19 protein-coding genes are annotated in these 23548 nt (G+C 67.3%); 11 read left to right on the forward strand and 8 right to left on the reverse strand.

The window, feature by feature from the left end; genetic code table 11:
- Window positions 1-283 precede the first annotated feature (283 nt).
- The gene (locus tag AC07DF_RS00595; protein ID WP_478965619.1) at window positions 284-1132 is read left to right on the forward strand and encodes a menaquinone biosynthetic enzyme MqnA/MqnD family protein; all 849 of its coding nucleotides are present in this window, start codon (window positions 284-286) and stop codon (window positions 1130-1132) included.
- A gap of 91 nt (window positions 1133-1223) precedes the next feature.
- Window positions 1224-2957, forward strand: a complete 1734-nt coding sequence (locus tag AC07DF_RS00600) for a serine/threonine-protein kinase (protein WP_478965621.1) — start codon at window positions 1224-1226, stop codon at window positions 2955-2957.
- A 78-nt stretch (window positions 2958-3035) separates the two neighbouring features.
- On the opposite strand, the gene AC07DF_RS00605 is transcribed toward AC07DF_RS00600, so the two are convergent.
- Entirely contained in the window at window positions 3036-7694 is a 4659-nt protein-coding gene (locus AC07DF_RS00605) for an FtsK/SpoIIIE domain-containing protein (RefSeq protein ID WP_478965623.1), read from the reverse strand.
- Window positions 7695-8057: 363 nt separating this feature from the next.
- Between AC07DF_RS00605 and AC07DF_RS00610 the strand changes: the two genes are divergently transcribed.
- The 6 genes from AC07DF_RS00610 (at window position 8058) to AC07DF_RS00635 (ending at window position 12335) form a co-directional block, all read left to right on the forward strand.
- Window positions 8058-8360, forward strand: a complete 303-nt coding sequence (locus tag AC07DF_RS00610) for a WXG100 family type VII secretion target (RefSeq protein WP_030840100.1) — start codon at window positions 8058-8060, stop codon at window positions 8358-8360.
- A 358-nt stretch (window positions 8361-8718) separates the two neighbouring features.
- Window positions 8719-9036 (forward strand): hypothetical protein, encoded by a 318-nt coding sequence (locus tag AC07DF_RS00615; protein WP_478965625.1) that lies wholly within the window; start codon window positions 8719-8721, stop codon window positions 9034-9036.
- A 6-nt stretch (window positions 9037-9042) separates the two neighbouring features.
- On the forward strand, window positions 9043-10401 hold the full coding sequence (locus AC07DF_RS00620) for a hypothetical protein (RefSeq protein ID WP_478965627.1): 1359 nt from the start codon (window positions 9043-9045) through the stop codon (window positions 10399-10401).
- Between the two features lie 9 nt (window positions 10402-10410).
- Window positions 10411-11052: a hypothetical protein gene (locus tag AC07DF_RS00625; RefSeq protein WP_478965629.1), complete on the forward strand. Its 642-nt coding sequence runs from the start codon at window positions 10411-10413 to the stop codon at window positions 11050-11052.
- Window positions 11045-11653, forward strand: a complete 609-nt coding sequence (locus AC07DF_RS00630) for a hypothetical protein (RefSeq protein ID WP_478965631.1) — start codon at window positions 11045-11047, stop codon at window positions 11651-11653. Before AC07DF_RS00625 ends, AC07DF_RS00630 begins: the two co-directional genes overlap by 8 nt.
- Window positions 11654-11861: 208 nt before the next feature.
- A complete protein-coding gene (locus tag AC07DF_RS00635) occupies window positions 11862-12335 on the forward strand; it encodes a hypothetical protein (RefSeq protein ID WP_478965633.1) in 474 nt (157 codons plus the stop codon).
- Window positions 12336-12728: 393 nt separating this feature from the next.
- On the opposite strand, the gene AC07DF_RS00640 is transcribed toward AC07DF_RS00635, so the two are convergent.
- From AC07DF_RS00640 to AC07DF_RS00655, 4 genes are read right to left on the reverse strand one after another with little or no spacing between them, the layout of a single operon-like run.
- The gene (locus AC07DF_RS00640; protein ID WP_478965635.1) at window positions 12729-13415 is read right to left on the reverse strand and encodes a hypothetical protein; all 687 of its coding nucleotides are present in this window, start codon (window positions 13413-13415) and stop codon (window positions 12729-12731) included.
- Window positions 13416-13417: 2 nt separating this feature from the next.
- The gene (locus AC07DF_RS00645) at window positions 13418-14296 is read right to left on the reverse strand and encodes a hypothetical protein (protein ID WP_478965637.1); all 879 of its coding nucleotides are present in this window, start codon (window positions 14294-14296) and stop codon (window positions 13418-13420) included.
- A 17-nt stretch (window positions 14297-14313) separates the two neighbouring features.
- Complete coding sequence (locus tag AC07DF_RS00650; protein ID WP_478965639.1) at window positions 14314-15576, reverse strand: putative T7SS-secreted protein; 1263 nt, start codon at window positions 15574-15576, stop codon at window positions 14314-14316.
- Window positions 15573-15878 (reverse strand): hypothetical protein, encoded by a 306-nt coding sequence (locus AC07DF_RS00655; protein ID WP_471552276.1) that lies wholly within the window; start codon window positions 15876-15878, stop codon window positions 15573-15575. The genes AC07DF_RS00650 and AC07DF_RS00655 overlap by 4 nt, the downstream gene beginning before the upstream one ends.
- Window positions 15879-16540: 662 nt before the next feature.
- On the opposite strand from AC07DF_RS00655, the gene AC07DF_RS00660 reads away from it, so the two are divergent.
- Window positions 16541-16834, forward strand: a complete 294-nt coding sequence (locus tag AC07DF_RS00660) for a hypothetical protein (RefSeq protein ID WP_478965641.1) — start codon at window positions 16541-16543, stop codon at window positions 16832-16834.
- A gap of 77 nt (window positions 16835-16911) precedes the next feature.
- Here the strand turns inward: AC07DF_RS00660 and AC07DF_RS00665 are convergent, their stop codons facing one another.
- From AC07DF_RS00665 to AC07DF_RS00675, 3 genes are all read right to left on the reverse strand, one after another.
- Window positions 16912-17952, reverse strand: a complete 1041-nt coding sequence (locus tag AC07DF_RS00665; protein WP_478965643.1) for a hypothetical protein — start codon at window positions 17950-17952, stop codon at window positions 16912-16914.
- Entirely contained in the window at window positions 17949-18596 is a 648-nt protein-coding gene (locus AC07DF_RS00670) for a hypothetical protein (RefSeq protein ID WP_478965645.1), read from the reverse strand. The genes AC07DF_RS00665 and AC07DF_RS00670 overlap by 4 nt, the downstream gene beginning before the upstream one ends.
- A 443-nt stretch (window positions 18597-19039) precedes the next feature.
- Window positions 19040-19954, reverse strand: coding sequence for a hypothetical protein (locus AC07DF_RS00675; protein WP_478965647.1), 915 nt, complete (start codon window positions 19952-19954; stop codon window positions 19040-19042).
- A gap of 388 nt (window positions 19955-20342) precedes the next feature.
- On the opposite strand from AC07DF_RS00675, the gene AC07DF_RS00680 reads away from it, so the two are divergent.
- Window positions 20343-22268 carry a bifunctional polysaccharide deacetylase/glycosyltransferase family 2 protein gene (locus AC07DF_RS00680; RefSeq protein ID WP_478965649.1) on the forward strand — a complete coding sequence of 642 codons (1926 nt, stop codon included), beginning with the start codon at window positions 20343-20345 and terminating at the stop codon, window positions 22266-22268.
- 313 nt (window positions 22269-22581) lie between these two features.
- Window positions 22582-23538 carry an LCP family protein gene (locus AC07DF_RS00685; RefSeq protein ID WP_478965651.1) on the forward strand — a complete coding sequence of 319 codons (957 nt, stop codon included), beginning with the start codon at window positions 22582-22584 and terminating at the stop codon, window positions 23536-23538.
- Window positions 23539-23548 lie beyond the last annotated feature (10 nt).

Below are 23548 nucleotides of genomic sequence, written 5' to 3' on the forward strand. Positions count from 1 at the left end.
GAACCAGCAAGTGTGAAGATGAATTCTGCACAACTGCATACGTCTGAGAATGACGAGAGCCCGCGGTCACATGCTCCGCAGGCTCTGTACTGCAAGGGAAACCAAACTGCAACTTGCGATGAGCCTAGCACGCAGGCCCCGGAATGCAATAGGGGTCAAGATCACGTCACCCGAATGTTTGAACATCCCGCCGCCGACTGGCGGAGAGGGCCTCTGGCGGCGATCACGAACCCACGGCGGGGCCGGACGCAGACCACTGGGCCGAGAGGGCTAGCCTCACGATGTGGACAATCCTCGCACCCGGCCGCGCGTCGGCCACATCCAGTTCCTGAACTGCCTGCCCCTGTACTGGGGGCTCGCCAGAACGGGCACGCTCCTCGACTTCGAGCTGACGAAGGACACCCCGGAGAAGCTCAGCGAGAAGCTGGTGCAGGGCGAACTCGACATCGCACCGATCACCCTGGTCGAGTTCCTCAAGCACGCGGACCAACTGGTCGCCTTCCCCGACATCGCCGTCGGCTGCGACGGCCCGGTGATGTCGTGCGTGATCGTCTCGCAGGTCCCGCTGGACCGGCTGGACGGCGCCCGCGTCGCCCTCGGGTCGACCTCCCGCACCTCCGTCCGCCTCGCCCAGCTGCTCCTCGCCGAGCGCTACGGCGTACGCCCGGACTACTACACGTGCCCGCCCGACCTCAGCCTGATGATGCAGGAGGCCGACGCAGCCGTCCTCATCGGTGACGCGGCACTGCGCGCGAACATGCTCGACGGGCCGCGCTTCGGCCTGGCCGTGCACGACCTGGGCGCCCTGTGGAAGGAGTGGACGGGCCTGCCGTTCGTCTTCGCGGTCTGGGCGGCGCGCCGCGACTACCTGGAGCGCGAACCGGTCCTCACGCGCAAGGTGCACGAGGCCTTCCTCGAATCCCGCAACCTCTCCCTTGAGGAGGTCGCCAAGGTCGCCGAGCAGGCCGCCCGCTGGGAGGACTTCGACGAGGAGACCCTCGCCCAGTACTTCACGACGCTCGACTTCCGCTTCGGCGGCCCGCAGCTGGAGGCGGTGGCCGAGTTCGCCCGCCGCGTCGGCCCGACGACCGGCTTCCCGGCGGACGTGAAGGTGGACCTGCTTCAGCCGTGAGCGTGCGCTCCTCCCGCACTACTCTGCTGGGAGTGCAGGCGGACGGGGGCCCGGCCGGGCTTCCGTACGCCTACGGGGGAGGGGTGACGCCATGCGGCCGCTCGAAGTCGACGAACCCACCGTCGTGGGGCCCTACCGGCTGCTCGGCAGGCTGGGCTCCGGCGGGATGGGCCGGGTCTATCTGGGCCGCAGCGCCGGGGGCCGTACGGTCGCCGTGAAGATCGTGCACCCGCACTTCGCGCTGGACGAGGAGTTCCGTGCGCGTTTCCGGCGCGAGGTCGTAGCCGCGCGCCGGGTGGGTGGCGCGTGGACGGCGCCGGTCCTGGACGCGGACCCGGAGGCACGGGTGCCGTGGGTGGCGACGGCGTACGCGGCGGGCCCGTCGCTGTCGGCAGCGGTGGCGGACTTCGGCCCCTTGCCGGCCCACACCGTACGGGTCCTGGGAGCGGGGCTCGCCGAGGCGCTGTCGGCGGTGCACGAGCTGGGCCTGGTGCACCGGGACGTGAAACCGTCGAACGTGCTGCTCACGCTCGACGGCCCCCTGCTGATCGACTTCGGCATCGCCCGGGCCACGGACGGTACGGCGTCCCTGACGTCCACGGGTGTGTCGATCGGCTCGCCCGGCTACATGTCGCCCGAGCAGATCCTGGGCAAGGGCGTCACGGGCGCGGCGGACGTCTTCTCACTGGGCGCGGTCCTCGCGTACGCGGCGACCGGCGAACCGCCCTTCCCTGGTGACTCCTCGGCGGCCCTGCTCTACAAGGTCGTCCACGAGGAGCCGGAACTCGGTCTTCTGGACGGGGAGCTGCGGTCCCTGACGGCCGCCTGCCTGACGAAGGACCCGGGCGCACGACCCGCCCCGGCGGAGGCGGCCCGACGACTGGCCCCCGAAGGAGCGGCCCGGCTGATGACGGGCGGGTGGCTGCCCGGGGCGCTGGTGGAGCAGGTGAGCCGCAGCGCCGTGCAACTGCTGAACCTGGAGGCGGCCGGGCCGGGGGCCGGGGGGCCTTCGGGGCCGGTGGGGTTCAGCAGTCCTTCGGTGGGTGTGGTCGAGACGGGGGAGGCGGCTGAGGGCACCGGGGTGGCAGAGGCAGGAGTGTTTGGCCCGCCACCGGTCATGCCGCCACCGGTCATACCGCCGTCGGTCGTCCCCACGCCGGCGACCTCCTCCGCCGCCGTACCCGCACCCCGTGACGCCGGCCCGCAGGACCCGGCCCCGTCGTCCACCGGGCGCCGCCCCGGCAAGGTCACCGTCTCCGTGGCGGCGACGTCCACGCCGGAGGGCGGCGGGCGGGTGCGGAGGCTGAGCTGCTCGGTCGCCCTGGCGGTCGCCGGGGCGATGGCGGCCGTGACGATCGGGTCGGTGCTCGTGTTCGACCTGCTGCCGGGCGGCCGCAACACCGATGACGACAGGGACGGGGCCGCCCCGGGCGCCGACCACTCCGCACCGTCGGCGAGCAGCGGCGCCCCCGGCACGGTGCCCGCCGCCTACCTCGGCACCTGGGAGGGCCAGGGCACCGCCCTGGACGGCAACCTGCCCCTCGGCACGTTCCGGATCACCGTCGAACGGGCCGCCGTCGGCCAGGAGCTGGGCCGACTCCGCCAGACCGACCAGATCGGCGGCGTCTGTATCGACGTACTGACCCTGAAGCAGGTGACGAAGAAGGAGCTCGTCGCGACGTCCGTGGGCGCGAAGACCAACCACAGCGGCTGCAACCCGGCCGCCACCACCATCCGACTCAGCCCGGTGGGCGACGACCTCCAGTACCGCTCGGAGAGCGAGGAGTCGGGGCGGCCTCAGGCTCGGATGTCGAAGGTGCGGTAGGGGAGGACCGGTGGCTGAGCCGGCCCGGCGGCGCAAACACCGCCGGGCCATGCGGGAGCCGGACCCCCGCTCAACACCTCACCCCGGGATGACGACCGTCCGCAGCTCCCCGTCCCCGAGGTGCAGCATGCCCTTGCCCGGGGCGACCTGGCCGCCGACCATGCTGCGGTTCAGGCGTACGCCGATGAGGTCGCCGCTGGAGGACTCCTGCGGGGAGAGCAGGATGCCGCGGCGGGCCTTCTTGGCGTCGACCTGCCAGCCGGAGAAGCCGCTGCAGACGTCCTCCTCGTCACCGGCGATGACCATGGCGAGGCCGCGTTCGGCACCGCGGGAGACCAGCTTCTTCATCTGGCTCTCGGCGTCACAGTCCTCCAGGAGCTCGCCGTCGTCGATGAGGACCGCGATCGGCTCCTCCAGGGACGCCTGGTCGATGAGCTCCTCGAACTCGTCCTCGTCGATGTCGTCGCCGGTGAAGACCTTCAGTACGCCTTCCGCGCCTTCGAGTTGACGGAGGGGCGACTGGCGCGGCGCCGCGATCACCAGACGCGTGCCCTGCGCCAGGAACGAGTGGGCGAAGTTCAACAGCACCGTGGAACGGCCCGACTTGGCCGGACCCGCGACGACGAACGCCGGCACACCCTCCGCCAGGTCCGGTCCAAAGCCGACGATCTCGTCGCCGCCGATACCGACCAGGCCCCACAGCCGCGAACGGGACGCGTCCGGGTCGCGCATTTCCCAGGCCTCCGGGAAGGAGATGCGGCTGGGCAGGCTGTCCACACGGAACGGACGCCGCGAACGCGGGACATCGGCGTCCCGGGCCGCCGCCGCCTCGCCGATCGCCGCCAGCGCGGCGGCCTGCCCCTGACCGGTGGTGTCCTCGGCGAGCAGCGCGAACTGCGTCTCCGTACCGAACTCGTTGCGGAAGGCACGCCCCGGCGGGATCTCCTCGGGCACCTTGCGGGCCGGAATGCCGAGCGAGGAGAAGTCGCTGCGGTCGGCCAGCCGCAGGCCGTACTTGTCCTCGGTGAGCGTCGCGATACGGCCCACGAGCAGGGTCCGGTCACCCGTGAGCACCAGGTGGATGCCGACGCTCGCGCCCTCGCGCATCATCGTCTGCAACTCGTCCGTGAGCGAGCCGTGGTCGATCTCGCCGAGCGTGGGCACCCAGCCCTCCCAGCGGTCCAGCAGCACCACGATGTGCGGCAGCCGCTCGTCCTCGGCCACCGAGGACCGCTGCTCACCGATGTCCGCGAAACCCTTGTCAGCCAGCAGGTCCTGGCGGCGGCCCATCTCGCCCTTGAGCCGGTTCACGAGCCGTACGACCCGCTCGGTCTGGTTACGTCCGACGACCGCGCCGCAGTGCGGCAGCCGCGTCAGGGCGTTGAGCGCGCCATTGCCGCAGTCGATGCCGTAGAGGTGCACGTCGGCGATCGAGTGCGTACGGGCGATCGAACCCGCGAGGGTGCGCAGCACCTGGGAACGGCCGCTGCGCGGGGCACCGCCGATCATCAGGTGGCCGAAGGAGGAGAAGTCCACGGCGACCGGGCGGCGGGCCTGGCTGGCGGGCAGGTCCTCGATGCCGTACGGGGCAGGCGGCAGCTTGCCGGGGCCGCCCACGAACGCGGGGAGTTCCACGTCGTCCAGCAGCAGCGTCTCGTCGAGCGCGGGCAGCCACGGACTGTGCTGCGGCGGGATGCCGAGCGAGCTGTTGGCGTCGCGGATCGTGTCGACGAGGACCTTCAGGTCGGTGATCTCCTCTTCCTCACGGGCCTCCGCCTTGGGCTTGACCAGCGCAGAACGGCCCAGGTCCTCCCAGGTCAGCGGGCCCACCCAGGGCATGAGCACGGCCGGGTCGGCCGCACCGGGCCGGCGGCCACCCACGCGTCCCGACTGGAAGGGGACCAGGGAGGCGTGACCGAGCCGGGCGTAGGCGCGACCCGGGGTGTTCTTGGAGATGTGCCCGGCCTCGGGCGAGTCGATGACGTCGGACGACTCACCGCCGTCCGTCACGCGCAGCGCGATACGGAGGTTGGTGTTGGCGCGGATCTCGGGCGACACGACACCGCTCGGCCGCTGCGTGGCCAGCAGCAGATGGATACCGAGCGAACGGCCTCGCTGGGCGATGTTCACGAGCCCCGTCACGAAGTCGGGCAGGTCACGCACCATCGAGGCGAACTCGTCGATGACGATGAGCAGTCGGGGCACGGGCTGATGCGACGGATCCCGGCGCACGAGATCCTGATAATCCTCGATGTCCTTGGTGTCGGCCGAGGCCAGGATGTGCTCGCGCCGGTGCAGCTCGGCACCCAGCGACTCCAGGGCGCGCTCCACCAGGTGCGCGTCGAGGTCGGTCACCATGCCGACCGTGTGCGGCAGATGCACACAGTCCTTGAAGGCCGCGCCACCCTTGTAGTCGACCAGCACGAAGGTCATGTTCTCGGGCGTGTTCGCCACGGCCAGCGCCGCCACGATGGTCTGCAGCAGCTCCGACTTACCGGAACCCGTCGTACCGGCGATGAGACCGTGCGGACCGTCCTTGCGGATGTCCAGCCCGAACGGCCCGTCGTACGACTCACCGATGACGGCCAGCGTCGACTGCCCGCCCATCCGCCATCGCGCCACGATCGCGTCGCTCGTCGGCGGCTCCAGCTGCAGCACGTCCAGCAGCCGGCTCGAACCCGGGAGCGCCGAGTCCTCGGTCTCACCGCTGATGTCCCGCAGCGGCGACAGCGACCGGGCGAGCCGCAGGCACCAGGCGGCGGAGACGAAGTCGGGCCGTACGTCCTTCAGCCGCTCGGCACCGGCCTCCTCTACGCGCAGCCTCAACTGCTCGGTGCGGTCGGCCTGTTCTGGCTGCTGCGCGGTGGTGTGCCAGGCCTGGAAGGAGGGGAAACCACCGGCGACCTGCTGCTGGGACTGCTGCTGAACCTGCTGGGCGGGCTCGTACTCCCGGGCCTTCGGCTCGGCGACGACGTACGCCTGGCACTCACCGGGCAGGAACCGCTCCTCCGCGTCCAGGCAGATGGCGAACATGGACACGGCCGGACCCTCGCGCAGCAGCCGCACCACACCCGGGAGTGACCGCAGCCGCCGCGACCCGTCCCACACGACGACGATGTCGGGGTCGCTGAAGCTCGAACCGGCCTGCGACTTGTTCTGCTCGGCTGCCTTCTTGCGCGCGTCGAGGATCTGCGTCAGTTCGCCGATGCGGGCACCGACGGTCTCGGCGTCGGTCCCGATGAGCGCGTTGACGTCCTGCCCGCCGGACGGCCGGGAGTGCGGCAGCCAGCGCACCCAGTCCCAGGACTCCTGCGCGGCGTTCTCGCTGAGCACGTAGAACTGCACGTCCATCGGGCTGTGCAGCGCCGCAGTCTGCGCGATCGCCCACCGTCCGAGGGCCCGGGCGGAGTCGCCGGGTCCGGCCATGCCGATGACACCGAGGGTGCGCAGGTGCAGCGCGACCGGGGCGTCCTCGATCTTCCAGGTGACCTGGCGGCGGTGGTCGTCCTGCTCGGGGTCGTCGAGCACGACCGCGGAGGGCAGCTGCCCGGTCCCGAGACGGACGAGAAGGTGATCGCGGTCGGTCCGCCGCCGCTCCCAGAGACGGGTGCGCGGCCCGGTCCCGAGGGCGAGGATCGTGGCCGGGTCGGGAATGGCGTGTCGCCGGTCGTTCCGCTCGGCGACCAGGGCCTCCTGCGCGTCCTTCTCGATCCGCTCCTTCTGCTCCTCGTACTCCTCGACCTGCTTGGCGTGGGACTTGCGCCCGTGCTTCTTGTCGTTGTGGTAGTTCGCGAAGAGCAGGATCGGGCTCAGCGCGGCCATGATCAGGTAGTACCACTTCTGGAAGATCATCACCGATACGAGGGCGCCGACCAGCGGCGTGAACGCCATCAGCCAGGGCAGTGGCCGGGCCTCGTACTCGCGGGGCGGGGAGGGAAGCCGGAAGTTGGTCTGCCGCTCGGGCGGACGCAGCCGGGGAGGCCGGTTGTAGTCGAGTCCGGCACCGTCGTCAGACCACTTGAGGGCGGCGTTCGGAGGCGTGTACCGGGCCAGTTCGAGAAGGGTGTTACCGAGGGCGATCTGCCCCCCGAGAGGCCACTCGACGGGCCCGTCCTTCTTCCCCTCCTTCTCCTTGTTCTTCTCCTTCTCCTGGGCTTTCTTCTTGCCGCGCTTCTTGTCCTGGTCCTTCTTCTCCTCCGTGTCCTCGCCGGCGAAGGACGTGCCGTCGAGGGTGACGGTCGCCTTGTCCATGTGCACGGCGACCTGGCAGGTGCCGTCGGTGGAGACGGAGAGGGTGAGGGCCCGGGCGTCGATCTCGGGATCGTCGATACGGACGTACGAGGCGGCCCCGCTGCCGATGTCGTAGCGCCCGACCCCGAGCCGGTGCACGAACCCGGCGGCGGGCCCGCCGACGACGCGCAGCTCGACGAGCCCGGTGGGCTCACCCGGCAGGCACCCGGACGGATCCTGGAGGCTGACGACGGCACCCTCGCGCAGGGGTGACCCGACGACGGTGGCGCTGGGATCGACGGCGTACCCGTCCACGTACACGAGGGGCGCGTTGTTGACCGGCGCGTGCCGGTGCTGCCCGAGCGGGATGACCTGCGCCCCGCTGTGCCCGACCTGCTTGGCCAGCTCCTGGGCGATGTCCCCCACAGTGGACTCAGGATCGGCATCGAGCACGACGTCGGCGGTACCACCGCCGTACGGGTCGACGACGGTCAGAGTCAGGCGCACGACTAGTCCTCCCCGTGCCACTGGGCCGGTGTGGCCGCGGTGGTTTCTGTCGCTGCGTCCGCTGTCTGTTCGCTTCAGTCACGCGGGTCACAGTCGTAAGGGACGATATCCGTTCGGTACGACAGTGGGGCAATGGGGAGGCACCGAGACGTTCCCGATGGCAACGTCGTACACGACTTCATGACGTCTCGTTCACAAGCCTGGGATGTGGCATCCCAGGCCCCACCCGTAAGCTGCAGACGCAAGAGCGGACGATCACACTGGTTGCCACGCGCGACCAGCAACTCGGCCTACGGGCAGATGAGTCCGCAAACAGGGAGCCACGGGGGTTGGCCCTGCGGCGTTGTGAGAGGGAGCGGCTTCATGGCCAAGGACCTTGATGTCACTTATCAGGACATGCGGGATGCTGCCAAGCATGTCGTGAAGGAGAAGGAAAAGCTCCAGGAGAAGCTCGAGGGCCTCAAGAAGTACATCAACAACCTTGTGCAGGGTGGCTACGTCACGAAGAGCTCGTCGAAGGCGTTCGACGAGAACTTCGACGAGTTCGTGCGCGGCATGAAGGACACGCTGGACGGTCTCGACGGCATGGGTGACTACCTGACCATGGCCGCGGACAAGTTCGAGCAGATCGATGACGAGCTGGCCAAGCAGGCTCGGAGCAAGTGACCTTCTGCTGAAGGGAGCCCTGCGGCTGCAGCGGCGGGACGGTGCGGTGGGGTGGCGTACGCGCTACGCCGCTGCGCCGCTCCGGCTGGTTGATGAGGGCGACGCCCTTAGGGCTCCCACTCGACTGATGCAAGTTTGCCTCTACTTCCCAGGGCTCGGCAATCGACTCGCCGCTGGACGGCCGCTTGGCCAGGCAACGGTGGGACTTACCCGGGGCGGGTTGTGTGTGGGGGAGAGGGGTATGGGTTGGCATGAAGTGCCAAGGGTTAGTAAAGTTTCGGCACTTCACATTGCTGAGCGCGGAGTCCGCGCAATCGGGGGATCGAAGTGATTAAGAGTGTGCTTGCGGCGGTGAATCATGGCTGACCGTGTGCGGATCGACGACCTTGAGGTCATCCGGGAGATGGGGAAGGGCCTCGGGCGGATTGGCAAGGCGTTCGAGGGACTGCCGGACATCGTGGAGTCGTATGGAGAGGACTTCGGGCACGACGATCTGTCCGACAAGTTTGAGGACTTCGAGTCCAATTGGAACCTGAATCGAGACAAGCTTCAGGAAGAGATCAAGTTCCTCTCGGAGTATGCGCTGGCTGCGGCGAAGACGTACAGCAAGATGGACCACGAGTTGGCCAAGGCGATCCGAGAATCCCAGAGCTCCGGCAACAAGAAGGGTAAGTGAGTTGCCGTGGGAGGACGACCTCGAGACTGGTCGCCGCTGTGTTGGTTCGACCCGGTTCCCGGCGACCCGGACAGGGTAGCGGGCCTGGGGAAGAAACTAAGAAAGACCGCTGAGGAGCTTGAGCGTCAGGTAAAGAATCTCAAGGCAATCTCTGAGGTCGACTCCTGGGACAGTGATGCGGGCAGGGAATTCCGCAAGCGGGCCGAAGGCTCAACGGGGAAACTCGAAGCGGCACGAAAGCGCTACGCCACCGCAGCGGCGGCACTCGGAGACAAGGTCGTCGACGTCGGCGGCGGTTACGCGGACAAGGTCCATGCCTCGGCCAAGGACTACGCATCCGACCTGAACCGCGCACAGCAGATTGCTGACCAGGCCCTCAAGGAGGCCCAGTCGGCGGAAGACGACAAACGTGCCGTCGGGACGAAGCTCGCCGATGCAGAAGACGATTCGAAGAAGAAGGAACTCGAGGAGCAAGAGAAGGCGGCCGACGATGTGGTCAAGGCTGCCCAGGAGAAGATCGAAGAGGCGAAGCGCATCCGAGACGCCGCGGCGAAGCGGGCATGCGACGCGATCGACGAGGTCATTTCCGATGATTCTCTGAAGGACGGCTTCTGGGACAGTCTCCTCGATGACATCGCGGACATCACTGGCCTCATCGCCACCGTGTGCGGGGTGTTGTCTTTGATGGTCGGCTGGATTCCGGTGATCGGACAGGCGCTGGCTGGCATCCTCGGCACTATCGCACTCGTCATGTCGCTGGTCGGGTTCATCTGCACCGCAGTCCTATACCTACGCGGGAATGCCGACCTGATGGACCTCGGTGAGGCGGCTCTGGGGTTCCTCATGATCGGGGTCGGCAAGGCGTTCTCGAAGCTTGCCGGCAAGTACGCAGGGACTGTTCTCAAGCGACTCAACAGGATGAAGTCGAGCAAGACACCGGGTATCGGTAAGGCCTTTAAGCGTGACCGCCAGAAGCTGAACAGGCTGGGTTCGCAGGGCTTCACGAAGGTGTTTTCGATGACGCCGAAGGAGCTCGGCAAGACGATGGCAAGCCCCTTCACCGAGCTGGTCACGAAGAGCGGCTGGAAGGGCTTCGCAGACAACGCCAAGACCGTCTTCAATATGAACAGCTGGCGGGGCGCAAAGGAAGCGATCTCCGCGAACGGTGGAGTGGCGAAGTCCGTATCCTTGGTGGACGCTGAAGTTGCCGCCAGCCTCAAGTCGATCAAACCTATGGCTGCCAGCTTCCCCAACATTCCCGGGCTGAACGGCGTAAAGACCACGGTCAACGTTCTGACTGGTATCGGATATGCTGTGACCGGCGGAAACATCTATCTTGACGAAAACACCCGACCGGCTCTTTAGGAGATCGACATGACAGTTGAAATCGACGACTGGACCTGTCGGCTGGACTTTTCAGACGGTTGGGTCGATCTGACGGCCGGTACCGGACTTGATTCCGAGGGGAAGACCGCTTGGGCGCGGGATGTCGTTGAGTCCTTCAACCCGCTGGATCTAGTGGCATCGAAGGAGTCCGTCGAGAAGGATCTGATTCACCTTGCGCGAGCCGCCGAGAAGAATCAGGCGGTTCTCGCTGCAGCCTTCTTCGCGTTGGGTGGAGCACACTACGCCACCTTCGACGTCCAGATCTTCGGCGAGGACGGGGTGGCTCTTTCCTTGGACGAGGTCGAGAACAGGCTGCGTGGCCACAAGGAGATCGCCGGGGAGCCACTTGTGAGCAGGGTCGACCTGCCCGTCGGGTCGGCAGTCCGGCTGCAGGCCATGTACCAGTCCAAGGGGGTCCTGGGGTTCGGCAAGAAGCTCTCAGAGGCGGTCTCGTACGCCCTGTTGGTCCCCGAGACCTCTGACGTGCTCTTGGCCACGATGAACTGGAGCGCCATAGAACACAGCGATCAACTCACCGAAGAGATCGATGCGTTGATTCCCACGCTGCGCTTCGTGCCCCTAGACGCCGAGGGCAACGTGATCCGGGAGGGGGGTACCCCTGATGCCTGAGCCTTGGAAGGACGAGGACACCACTACGCCGCCGAAGGACTACAACCTGGTCGTCCCCGATGGCTGGTTCAAGTTGTCGCTCGAACCGGAGCACCGCGATCGCAGCATCATCGCGCTGGCGGAGCAACAGTTTCACGGCGTCGACAACGCTCCTCTACTCAAAGAGCAGGTGATGCGTGAGTTGCAGAAAACAGCGAAAGACGCCTACCAGGCCGGCGGCATCGAGCTGTACGTGTCGACCTTGCGGGTCGGACCTCTGCCGCTCTCCTCATCGCTTCTGGTCAGTTTCCCCATGCCGGGGACGATGCCATCGTCCTCGGACATTCACACGTTCAAGGAAGCCCTTGGCCGACGTGGGACGGAAGCCGCAGTGGTCGAACTCTCCGCCGCTGGCAGGGTGGTCCGTGAGTTCCGCTCCGAAGCGGCTTCCCCCGGCACACAACTGGGCAACGAGCTCCCCACGACGACAGTCAAGTTCTACGTCCCTGTCCCGGCGACTGAGGAGTGGCTGATCCTGTCGTTTTCCACACCGCTGGATCCGCTGGCACGGCAGATGGTGGGGCTCTTCGATGCAGTGGCGGACACGTTGCACTGGAGCTGATCCCGGCTTCAAGCTCTTGTCGCGGCTGCCGTGATCCCGAGGGCCTGCGCACGACAGCCACGGGCGAGATCCCGCGATCGAGAAGCACAGCGGCGAGGAAGGGGAACGACAGGTGCAGAGACAGGCGGACGACACAGGAGCCAACCGTCCGAATCGGGCGCGAGCGGGCTTGGGTATCGCCGGAGTGATTCTCTGCCTGATGCTCGGCATGAGCCTCATTCTGCTGGTCATGGGCGTCTGGAAGAGGTTCGCCCGCGAGACGTTCCCGGCGCTGGTGGACTTGCCCGGGGGCTCGTGGGTGGTCGGAGGCGTCCTCGGCGTGATCACAGTGCTCGGGGCAACCGGGGGGTTGTGGAGTGCATCTGGAGATTCGGGCCGGACACAGGTGGCGCGTGGCTTGCACGCTGCGAGTACGGCGGCCTGCAGCTTTGCGGCGCTGGGGCCGCTCTTCTATCTGCTGAGTGGCCTGCCCGCCAAGAACTGCCATTCGGGGAGTTGCGCCTACATCTCCGGTACCGGCAGCGCATTTCTGGCCTACGCCATCAGCGCTGTTCTGGTGGGATTGCTACTCCACCGTTGGATCAGCGCGCGAACCCAGGAGCAAGAGGCGCGGGAGCGGGAACGGATGCGGAGGCTTCGGAAGAAGGGCAAGGGGAAGAGCCGGGCGGCACGTCCGCGGTAGCACGGACTTCGAATGCCGGCCCTGTCGTGCTTCGAGCGAAGGCCCAGTCCTCGCCCCAGACGGTCGGAGTTAAACTCCGCAAGGTCGGTCCAGCGAACGGGATGGTCACCCGTCGCTTGAACCATCATGTGGAGTTCCGCCCCCGGTCCTTGCCCTCCGACTGCCCGGCGACAGCGTTGAAAGGTTGCGGGACCCGGTCGGGGTCACCGTCATAGACGAAGGTTTGGTGCGCTGGAAGGTCCGGGATCGGATGGGGCTCGGCCAGTTGAAGAAAGTGATCGGCGCTCGCAAGTCGCTTGGGCCGCCGTCACCCACCGCTTGTGGCGTTCATGAACGATCTCCGTACACGTGACGGCAACCACTCGGCAGGATCGGCCTCGAACTCGAAGAAGATCATGTGTGATCCTGGGCCCGATCATTCGAATCGTCGGACGGAGTGCCGAAGGATACCGTTTCCAGGACGGAAGCCGTCATGTCGCAGATTTCCCCCCAGTACTCCATGGCAGCCGTATCCAGCGTGAAGACCGCGATGAAAGGGGCATCCGGGAAGGGGAGGAAGATCTGGATCTGGCCCGTGAGGAGTTTCGCTTCTTCTCCCGTCGAGGTGAGCTCCGCACCAACGGTGACCTCGCGAACGCTGATATTCGATACGGCCGGACCACAGGGCAAGGTGATGCGACGGCTGTCGTTCCCCGGGTCCCGGCCGAGGGACTGCGCGATCGCGCGAGCGGCCTCTTCGGAGGTCGCATAGGGGGATTCGATGGCGCCCACGGTGAAGGAGAAATGCACGACGCCGCCATTGTCGTCGCCGAACACACCCATGGCCGAATAGGCCAGACCGGAGTCCGCGAAGACTTCGGTGAGGCCGGCGTAGAAGGGCGCCGCCGACTCCCATAGATGGGCGTCCCCCTCGGGGAACAGTCCACGAGCAAACTCGGCAGCGGCGGATATTCGGGCGTCCGGCTCCGCGTCGACGGGCAGGGCGTGGAAGCCCTCCGGTGCCACGAACCACAGAGGAGGAATCGCCGGACCGTCGAGAACGGTCGGGATGCCGGATGACTGCATGTCGTTGGTGATCACGTTCACGCCTTGCTGGGTCCGATGTCTCCGGGGGCTGGGGTGGCGTCCCGGCCGGCCTCGTCCATGACGAAACCTCGTGACTCGGAGACGACGCCCTTTGCTCGGCCGGGAAGTGTGGAGTCGACTCGTACCAGTCCGCTCGGCAACCGTGTGATGACGGGCGGTGTGGCACCGGTGGGCAAGGACGACGCAAAGCCGGAGAGCCGCTCGTGCTGCTCACTCGAGAGGTCGGACTCGGACAGTCGTTGGTAGCTGCCGGTAAGCAATCCGACCAGCTCGGTGCTGTGATAGGAAACGCCGGTCGTCAGCCGTGTCCATGAACCATCCCGGAAGGTGATTCGGAAGTCCTTGCGGCCGATGCTGAACTGCTTGATCGCCGCTTCGGTGACGTTCTCCCGAGGGGTTTCCCACAATGCCGTGCCGGACCCGATGACAAGAAGGCGCTGTGAGGTAAGCACGAGCTCGGTGACGTGACCCTGCGGGCGCCGGGAAGGGTCGAGCTGCCAGGGCAGAGTGCGGGCGGTGTCACCGGCATCGGCCCACATCACGGGGAAGTCGTCTACTTCGTTCTCACGCTCCTCCACCTTCCCACGACCTGGCTCGGGATTGATTGTGCTTCCACCGAGCAGGTCGGAGAGGATGCCTCCGACCACGGCGAAGACGCCGGAAGCGGCCGTACGCCCATATACGCCGATCCTGCCGGGGAGGCCGCGAACCGCAAAGCCGCGTCCCTCGGGCCAGTCGGCCAAATCGGCCTCGATGTCGTTACGTCGGCGGTCGCGGAAAGAGCGCCGTCCGTCTACGGACGCGGCGGTTCCGGTCGCGAACGAGACCGGATGGCGCGCCAGTGTCTTCTCACCGGAATTCGGGTGCCAGTCCACAGGGTTTTCCGTCCTCGTCAGGAGGCGACCGATTCCTGGAAGCGGTCGCCGGGATTGATGAGCTCTCCGACATGGGTGGGGATCGACACCAGCTTAGGAGCGATCTTGAGGCCGGCGTCGATGCCGCGTCCCAGGTTGCTCATGGGGTCGATGGCCCAGCGGCCGCGGCTGACCAGGTCGAGACCACGGGTACCGATCCACTGCCCGTTGTGGACGGTCTGCTCGGCGACCAGCGTCATCCGTCCCATGAGTCCCTCGGCCTTGATCAGGCCACCGTGCTTGAGACCCCACAAACCGATGGTCTTGCCCTTGACGGTGAAGCTGGCGGCTCCCGCGACGTTGTCGCCGATACCGACGATGTTCCGGCCGATCGTCGTGACGCCACGGAAACCGCTGCCTAGCTGAGTCGCCCGTGCCGCTGCCACCGCGCCGTCCGCGACCTTGACTCCCTTGGCGAAGGCGGTGATACCCGGAATGGCTCCTAGGGCCTCGAGCCCCATGCTGAACCAACTGACGTCGGCGCCGCCTGCCTTGGCCAGGAGATGGCTGATGAGGGCGATACCGCTGGTCACTGCGGCAGCGGTCGCGAAGATGGCTCCCAAGGGCGGGAACGGCATCGTGATGATGGCCAGCATGCCGAGGATGCCACTCAGGTCTCCGACCAGGTCACCGATCGTCTTGAGGAGGTCGGCGTTGTCATGGAGCCAGCCCTTGGTGTCGTCCCAGAAGCTGTCCTCGATGGCGTCGTCGAGTTCGTCGCGGATCTTGTCCGCATAGTGTGAGGCGCGCTCGTCCCGCTCGGAGGTGATGCGGTTGAGCTGGAGCCGATACTCGATGAGCGGGTCGTGTTCCGTGCCGCTCGGTGACGGGCTCGGCTCGCCCGGACCCGGCTTGTTCGTGGTGGCCTTCTTCTTGTCGGCGTCAGCCTCTTCCTGAGCCTTCTTCGCGTTGGCGAGGACCTTGTCGGCCTGGATCTGGAAGTCCTCCAGCTCGCCGGCCCAGCTGGTCAGATAGCCGTGTACGTTCTCGTAGCGTCCCGCTACCTCGCCAAGCTTCTTCTCCAGCCCTTCGGACTCGTCCCGCAGGGAGTTCGCGTACTTGCCCTTGAGCTCGTTGTCGTCGCCTATGCCACGAAGTAGTCGGGCCTGCTCACGCAGAGAGCTCGCCACGCCCTTCATGCGCTTGACTTCGGAGCGAATCTCGTCCGGATCTCCAGGGACGGGGTCGGCCTCCGCGAGGGGATGCCAGTCGCGGGGCCGGGCCTTGGGAGCCGTCGTCACTTCTTCTTTTCCTTCTTGCGCAGTTCCTTGGCGAGCTCGGCGTCCAACCCTGTGAACCCGTCGACAGTAGCCTTGATCAGTTTTCCTACGGTGTCGATGTGTGTGAGCAGGCTTTCACGGTAGTCGTCCCAGTTGTCCACGAATTCGTCCATGGCACCTGTGACGTCACCGCTGCCCCAGTGCTCGCGCATGTCGTCACGATGGTTGCCGAGGTTCTTGAACTCCTTCTTGATTTTTCGGAGCCGGGACTCCGACTCCACAAGAAGGTCGACGTTCACCCTGAGATCTGAGTCGTTCGCCATGCTTACTCTCCGGCCGGGCTGGTCATTCTGTACTGAAGCCGTGCGATCAACGATTAACGGCTTGGCTTCCCTGGGCGACCACGCGCTGTCTGGTCCTGAACGTCCCGTCGGGCAGTGTGCCGGCGTCTCCGTAGCAGCGCCTTGAGGCCGTGCGCGGGGTCGCCGGACGTGCGGAGGTACGTCATACGGCGGAGAGGCGTACCTACGGACCGGCCGTCGAGTTCGTCCTGGGCGCCGTAGCGCTCTGCGTCGCGAAACCAACGCATCCTCTTGACCTGTGCGGCCGCGCCCGTTCTGAAAGCCAGAGGGGCACGGGTGATGAGGGTCTGTCCCAATCCGGGCCACCCAGCGCTCATGTCAAACTCCCCCCGAGGAACGAGAACGGTGTGCCAGATGCGCTGACGGTATCTGCTGGCTTCTGCGGTTCCTCGGGGAGAGCCCGTCGGAGAAGTGGGGTGATTCCTGTGCTTGCAGGTGGATTTGGCGGTGCGCATAAGTGACGGCGTCATTCCTGAGACGTGCAGCTGGTGAAGGTTCGTCGATGCGGGCGATCCCCGTCGTGAAGAGGTCTTCACAAAGGTCACACGACCGCACCGGGTCCGCTGGGCAGGGCGGCCGGTGACCAGGCTGCCCTGGCGGAGCGGGGCACGTGGAGCGGTGCCGTGGTCGTACGCAAGGACGACAGCGGGAAGACCGACTACTGCGACCTGCGCACAGCCGATGGGCGCGACATCTCGCCCGCGCTCTCGGAAGACGAGGGGTGCTGGAAGTGGGTGACGGCGGGCTCCAAGCTGCCGGTCCGGTTTGACCCTGCGGGTGTTGCCAGGCCGACCACCGACGAGGAGACCGGCTCTGAGGCCGGGATCCTCGCCGTCCTGTTCGTGCTCGCGGTAGGGATGGGCACGTGGGGTGGTGTGCGGCAGAGTCGGTGGGACAGGGAGCACGTTGGGGAGTGAGCGGCGTGAAGGGGAATCTTCACCGCCGCGTCGGCGTCAGTCGCACCTCCGACGCTCTCTGCCTCCTTCTCGGCCTCTCACCTGTTGACGGACTGGATTTCCTGGACGGTCACGTCCTGGTCGTTGCCGAAGGTGCCGTTGGGGAGCTGTGTCGGGTTGGGGCTGCCCGTCCCGGTCCAGGTGATCTCCCAGGTGATGGTGGCTTGGAGCTTGAACGTGCCGTTTCCGGAGGAGCGGAGGTATCCGACGCCGCAGGGCGGGGTCAGGTCGGCCTTGCCCTTGGCGTACGGCTCGCCGATTGATCCGTCGTCGTTGATCGTGCACTCGCCGGATGCGGGGTAGGTCTCGGCGTCGGGCGTACCGGGCTCCAGTTTGAGGGAGACAGGCTTGGCGGTGGTGGTGGCCTGTATGTTCAGGCTTCCGGCATTGATCTGGGCTGTGACAGAAACTTCCTTGAACTTGGCCTTGTCGAGCCAGGCCCATGTGGGGAGATTGACCTTGGTGGCGGCCTCGGGCGCGAGGGATACCTCGGTGGTCGGCAACTCGATGCGGTTGTAGGCGAGTTCAGCAAGGACCTGAGGGGTTACCGCGTTCTCTACGGGCGGAGCGTCGCCTGTCTCGGCCCAGAAGGGCTTCCGGTCGCACGCCTGGGCCTCTGGCTCCATCCAGCGGTCTTCGTCGCGGACGGCCACCCACCAATTTCCCTCGTCTTTCTTGTCGAGGTTGTAGTTCTTGTACTTGCCGTCCTTGTAGGTATTGCGGAACATGCCGACCGAGGCCTTGGCGTAGCTGTGCTGGCCGGGCGTGTTGATGGTCTCGTTGTACTGCCCCTCGACGTACTTCGCGAATTCCTCAGCGCTTCGGGGCTCGTACCAACAGGCGGGCGGTGACCAGTTGCCCACTGGCTGCAGGCTGCCGGCGCCGCCACCCGACTTGCCGGCACTCGAACCGCTGAAGGTGACCTTGGAGACGAGGCTGGTTCCGTCCCGACCGCCGCTAGGGGTGGCCTTCTGGCCGTTGGACTTGCCCGGCGTGCCCCATGCGAACGCAGTGGCCGGTGCGAGGGCGAGAACGCCGGCAGTCGTCGTGGCTACGATCCATCGACGCTGAACTCTCATCGCAGGCACGTCTTGTTCCCCCGCTCCGACTCAAGCTTCGTCGTCTGCCAGACGCCGTTGCTGTTCTTCTCCAGACGTGTGCTGTAGCGCACGAAGGAGTTGTCAGAGGCGGGTGTCTTGTCAACCTTGTTGGTCTTGCGGTTCTTGTTGAAGGCCTTGCTTTCGTCTGCGCAGTACGAGACGCCTGCGGACTTCTTGTCGAACACGCTGATATCGGGCGCGAAGTAGCGGACCGTCCCGTAGTAGGTCAATCCGGAGTCCACGATTCCCTTGACCCAGTCCTGGCTGCCTGCCAGGGCGCTGCCCACCTGATAGAAGCTCAGGGCCGGGGACTCCGGATCGCCCTGCGTGACTGCGTAGGTCACGACTGATTGCGCTCGTCCCGCGTCCGCCAGGACTGCGTCCTTCGTGGCGTCTCCGGTGGTCCAGCCCTCGAACGTTTCCTTGACGTCCTTGGGAAGTTTCACGCTCGGGCGCTTCGCGTCGGATGCGCTGGGCGGAGTCGGTGATGTGGACTCTGCAGAGTCGGCGCCGGCGATCTTGTCGTTGTCGCTGGACTTGTCGTCCCCGCTACCGCAGGCCGTCAACAGCAGTGCTGCCGTTGCCGCCAGTGCGGCAGCAACGGGCAATGGGCGGCGCTTCACAGTGGCTCCCCGTGAGAGACAGAAGTTCAGTAATCGCCCTGACGTTACCGGTGGGGTTTCCGGTTTCACCAGGGCGAAGTTCTATGGGAACAGGGGTAATCCGGGGCGTATGGGGCTCTCGGAGGGCTGGCTGTGTCCTGATCGTGCCCGAGCAGGTGAGGGCTCGGATGCCGTGGTGTCCAGAGTCCGGTGCTATGACCTTGCGAGGAACGATTCGCTAGTGCGGGTGCCTAATTCGCGGTCAGGCGCAGGGAGGGCTCGTGTGTGCCGGTGGCTCGCTGGGGCTCGCCTGGCTCGGGCCTGTCGTGCCGCTGTAGAGCCCCGTTCGCGGGGTGGCCCTGCTCCTTCCTCTTCGTCCTCGCCGTCGTGATGGGCACCTGGGGAGGTGTGCGTCAGAGCCGGTGGGACAGGAAGTACGTCCCCGTGTGAGTGAACGCACGCGCTCAGTACAGCGCGCCCTTCGGCACTTCGATCTGCCGGTACTCCACCCACTGCCCCAGCCACTCATAGCGACCCGCCAGCACGAACAGCACGAACGGCGCCGGAAGGCCGATCAGCGCCACCGCCCACGCCGGTAGGAACCAGCCCAGCTGCGACAGGCACAGGCAGCACGCCAACAGGCCCGCGGATGTACGGGCGAACGACCCCGCGTGGGCGGTCATCGTGCGCCGGCTGTCCGCGGAGCGCGGCAGTAGTGCGCCGAGGACGTTGCCGACGGTGGCGCCCGCCAAAAGGCCCCAGAGTGCGCCGCCCGGGAGAAACACCGCCGGGAAGCCGTCGCGGGGGAAGTTGAAGGCGTAGCCGCTTGCCATGCCTGCCACCACGCCGATGAAGGTGCAGCAGAGCACGGTGACCGCTGTGAGCTGGTCTCGGACCTGGGTGGAAAGGGTTCCCTCGCCGTCGCCCCGTGTCTCGCGGAACACCCCTCCCGAGCCGACGATGAACAGCGGCACGCCGATCACCATCAGAATCGCCGCGCCGAACAGGCCGCCGTTCTTGCCCGGGGCGTCCGAAGTCGGGAAGAAGCCCTGCACCCGCCACGCCAGCGCGGCCATCAGCACGACGTACAGCCAGTAACCGGTGATCAGTGCCCAGCCCGTGCCGATCCGGGCGCGTCGGGCCAGTGCCAGGGGAGTGTGGAGCAGGCCTGCCACGGGGATTGCGATCAGGGCCCAGGCGAAGATGAAAGCGTCGGAGGCGCGGTTCTCGGTCCGGATCGCATCGAGGAGGTCCGGCGGTGTGGGCAGCAGCAGTGCCAGGATCAGGGAGGCGACCGCCGCTGTCGTGCCTGCCGTGATCCGGGCGATCTTGGCTCGCCGCGTCCCACGGGGTCTGTCCGTGCCCGTCGCCGAGTTCATCCCTGGCCATCTCCTGTGAAGCTCGCCGTTCCGCCCATACGCCAACCGCTCCGAAACTACACTCGCGCCCCATGCGTAACTCCCGCAGCGTGCAAGCGAAGTCGGCGCCCCTTTCGTGCGGAAGGCTCCCCGGCGCGAGGTGCGGGAGAAGACGGCTCGCGGGAGGCGGGGTGTGGTCCGCGCCCGGGGGCGGTGACGCAACCTGAGCCGCGCCAAGGCCAAGGCCAGTTCCAAACCCCGCGCCCGCCACAAACAGTCCCGCGACCCCCGGGCCCACTGGCTGCTTCTCGCCCTCACCCTCCCCCTCGTCTTCGCCTTTCTGATCTTCGAGGGCTGGACCCAGCACGAGGTCGACGCCGCCAAGACGCGGACGCCCTGTGCCTCGCCCGTGCCGGAGGCCGTCGCGAAGGGCGGGCCCGTGATCGGGATCAACCGGGACGGGATACGGACCGGGGCGATGCCCGCCCGGACCGTCGCGCTCACCTTCGACGGGGGGCCGGACCCCGTGTGGACCCCGCGGCTGCTTGACCTGCTCCGCAGGAACAACGCGCGTGCCACCTTCTTCGTGCACGGCGCGCAGGCCGCCCGGCATCCGGATCTCGTACGGCGGATCCGGTCCGAGGGGCATGAGATCGGGTCCAACACGTACACCGGGGCCGTGCTGGGGGAGTCGTCCGCGCCCCGTTTCGAGGCCGAGCTCGAACTGACCCAGAGCGCTCTGGCCGGGACCACCGGGCAGCGGACCAATCTGCTGCGGATGCCGCGGACGACGACCCCCGACACCCTGTGCGGGAGGGAGTGGCAGGCGGCGCGCAAGGCCACCGGGTACGGGTACGTGCTCGTCGCCGCCGACAAAGGCGCGAGGAAGCCCGCGCAGGGGATCGTCCGGCAGTTGAGCCAGACGGAGAGTGCCTACGCGGAGGCGCGCAGGCTGCTGAAGAACCCCGGCGTCGACCGGTTCACCACCGTGTCCGACGGGCTGCGGCTCGTGCCGTACAAGTCCGCCTCCTTCGTCGAGCGGTGGTCGGGGGAGGCGCTGATCTGGATCACGCGGATCGGGCAGGTCTTCTCCACCGCCATGATCTGGATCCTCGGTGTCGCCGGTGGACTCGGCGTGCTGCGGCTGTTGCTGCTGGCCCTGTTCGCGCGGGCGCATGTGCGCCGGCTGGAGCGGTTCCGGACCGGGGCGCCCTGGATGCGCGACACGTCCGGGCCGGTGACCGTGCTCGTCCCGGCGTACAACGAGGAGGCCGGGATCGGGTCGACCCTGCGGTCGCTGCTCGACTCCAGTCATCAGGAGCTCCAGGTCATCGTCATCGATGACGGGTCGACCGACCGGACCGCCGACATCGCCGAGAACATGGGTGACCCCCGTGTAGAAGTCGTACGGCAGCCCAACTCCGGAAAAGCCGCCGCCCTCAACACCGGGCTCGCGCACGCCCGGTACGACATCGTCGTGATGGTCGACGCCGACACCGTCTTCGAGCCCGACGCCATCGAGCGGATCGTCCAGCCGCTCGCGCATCCCGCCGTGGGCGCCGTCAGCGGCAACACCAAGGTCGGCAACCGGCGCACCCTGCTGGGCAGATGGCAGCACCTCGAGTACGTCTTCGGCTTCAACCTCGACCGGCGCATGTTCGAGGTGCTGGAGTGCATGCCGACCGTCCCGGGCGCCATCGGGGCCTTCCGCCGGGACGCCGTGATCGGCGTCGGCGGGGTCAGCGAAGACACCCTCGCCGAGGACACCGACCTGACGATGGCCCTGTGGCGGGCCGGCTGGCGGGTGCTGTACGAGGAGTCCGCCGTCGCCTGGACCGAAGTGCCCACCAGCGTCAGGCAGTTGTGGCGGCAGCGGTACCGGTGGTGCTACGGCACGCTCCAGGCCATGTGGAAGCACCGCGGTGCGCTCTTCGGCACCGGGCCCGCCGGGCGGTTCGGGCGGCGCGGGCTGACCTACCTCGCGCTCTTCCAGGTCGCCCTGCCGCTGCTCGCGCCCGTCATCGACGTCTATGCCCTGTACGGCGTGCTGTTCCGCGACCCGGTGGAATCGGCCGGAGTGTGGTTCGCCTTCTTCGGCGTGCAGATCGTCTGCTCGGGCTACGCGCTCAGACTCGACGGCGAGCCGGTACGCGCCCTGTGGTCGATGCCGTTCCAGATCGTCGTCTACCGGCAGTTGATGTATCTCGTCGTGATCCAGTCACTGGTCGCGCTGCTGGTCGGCAGCCGGCTCAGGTGGCAGCGGATGCAGCGCTCGGGCACGGCCGCTGAACAGATCGGTGGCCCCGTTCCGTATAAGAGCGTGCCGATGCGCTGACACCCACAGCACCTTCGAGGGGCCGATGAGCGACTGGACCGACCATCCGGGAGACCACCGGGCGGGGCGGGACCCGAGAAGGGTCCCGTCCGCGTCCCCGCTGGTACCCCCGCCCTCGACCCGTACCGCCCCCCTGCCCGGCATGTCCTCGCAGGCCGCGCCCGGACGCTACGACAGCAGCGTCGAGGAGCGTGGCCGAAGGAGCGAGGGAGGCCGAAGAGGCAGCAACAAAAACCCCGGCAGCAGGAACCCCGGCAGCAGAAGCCCCGGCAGCAGGAACCCCCGCCGCCGGGCCGGACGCAGCCGCCGGTTCGTGCGTACGGCCGCCGTCCTGTCGGCCGTCCTGACGCTCGCCGGCGCCGGTACGTACGTCTGGGCCGACACCCGGCTCAACCAGGACGTCGACCTCGGCGCGCTCAGCGCCCGGGTGCCGCCCGGCGAGGGCACCAACTACCTGGTCGTGGGCTCCGACAGTCGTGACGGCCTGTCGGAGAAGGACAAGAAGGACCTCAACACCGGCTCGACCGGCGGCCGCCGTACCGACTCGGTCATCCTGCTGCACACCGGGGCGAACGGCGCCACGATGCTCAGCCTGCCGCGTGACTCCTGGGTGACCCTCCCGCCCTACGTCGATCCCGACACCGGCAGGAGCTACCGGGCCACGCCGAACAAACTGAACGCGGCGTTCTCGCTGGGCGGCCCGGACCTGCTCGTGCAGACCGTGGAACGCAACACCGGCGTGCACATCGACCACTACGCGGAGATCGGCTTCGCCGGCTTCGTGGGGGTGGTGGACGCGGTCGGCGGCGTGGACATGTGCCTGGACAAGGCCGTACGGGACAAGGACTCCGGAGCCGATCTGCCCGCGGGCTGCCAGACCCTCGACGGCTCCGAGGCCCTGGCCTTCGTACGGCAGCGCAAGCAGGAGGCCCAGGGCGACCTGGGGCGCACCCGCAACCAGCAGAAGTTCCTCGCCGCGCTGGCCGACAAGGCGGCCACCCCGTCCACCCTCGCCGACCCGTCCAAGTCCTTCCCGACCCTGAGCGCCGGCCTCGACACGCTCATCGTGGACGAGGGTACGGAGCTGCCCGACCTCATGAAACTGTTCGAGGCCCTGAAGAAGGCCGCGGCCGGTGGCGGCAGACAGCTCAACGTGCCCGTGGCCGATCCCGACCTGCGGACCTCCAAGGGCAGCGCGGTGAAGTGGGACGACCGGCGGGCCCGCGCCCTGTTCGCGGCGATACGGGAGGACCGGCCGCCCGGTACATGAGGCAGGCAGG

The organism is Streptomyces sp. NPDC044719, assembly GCF_056433405.1.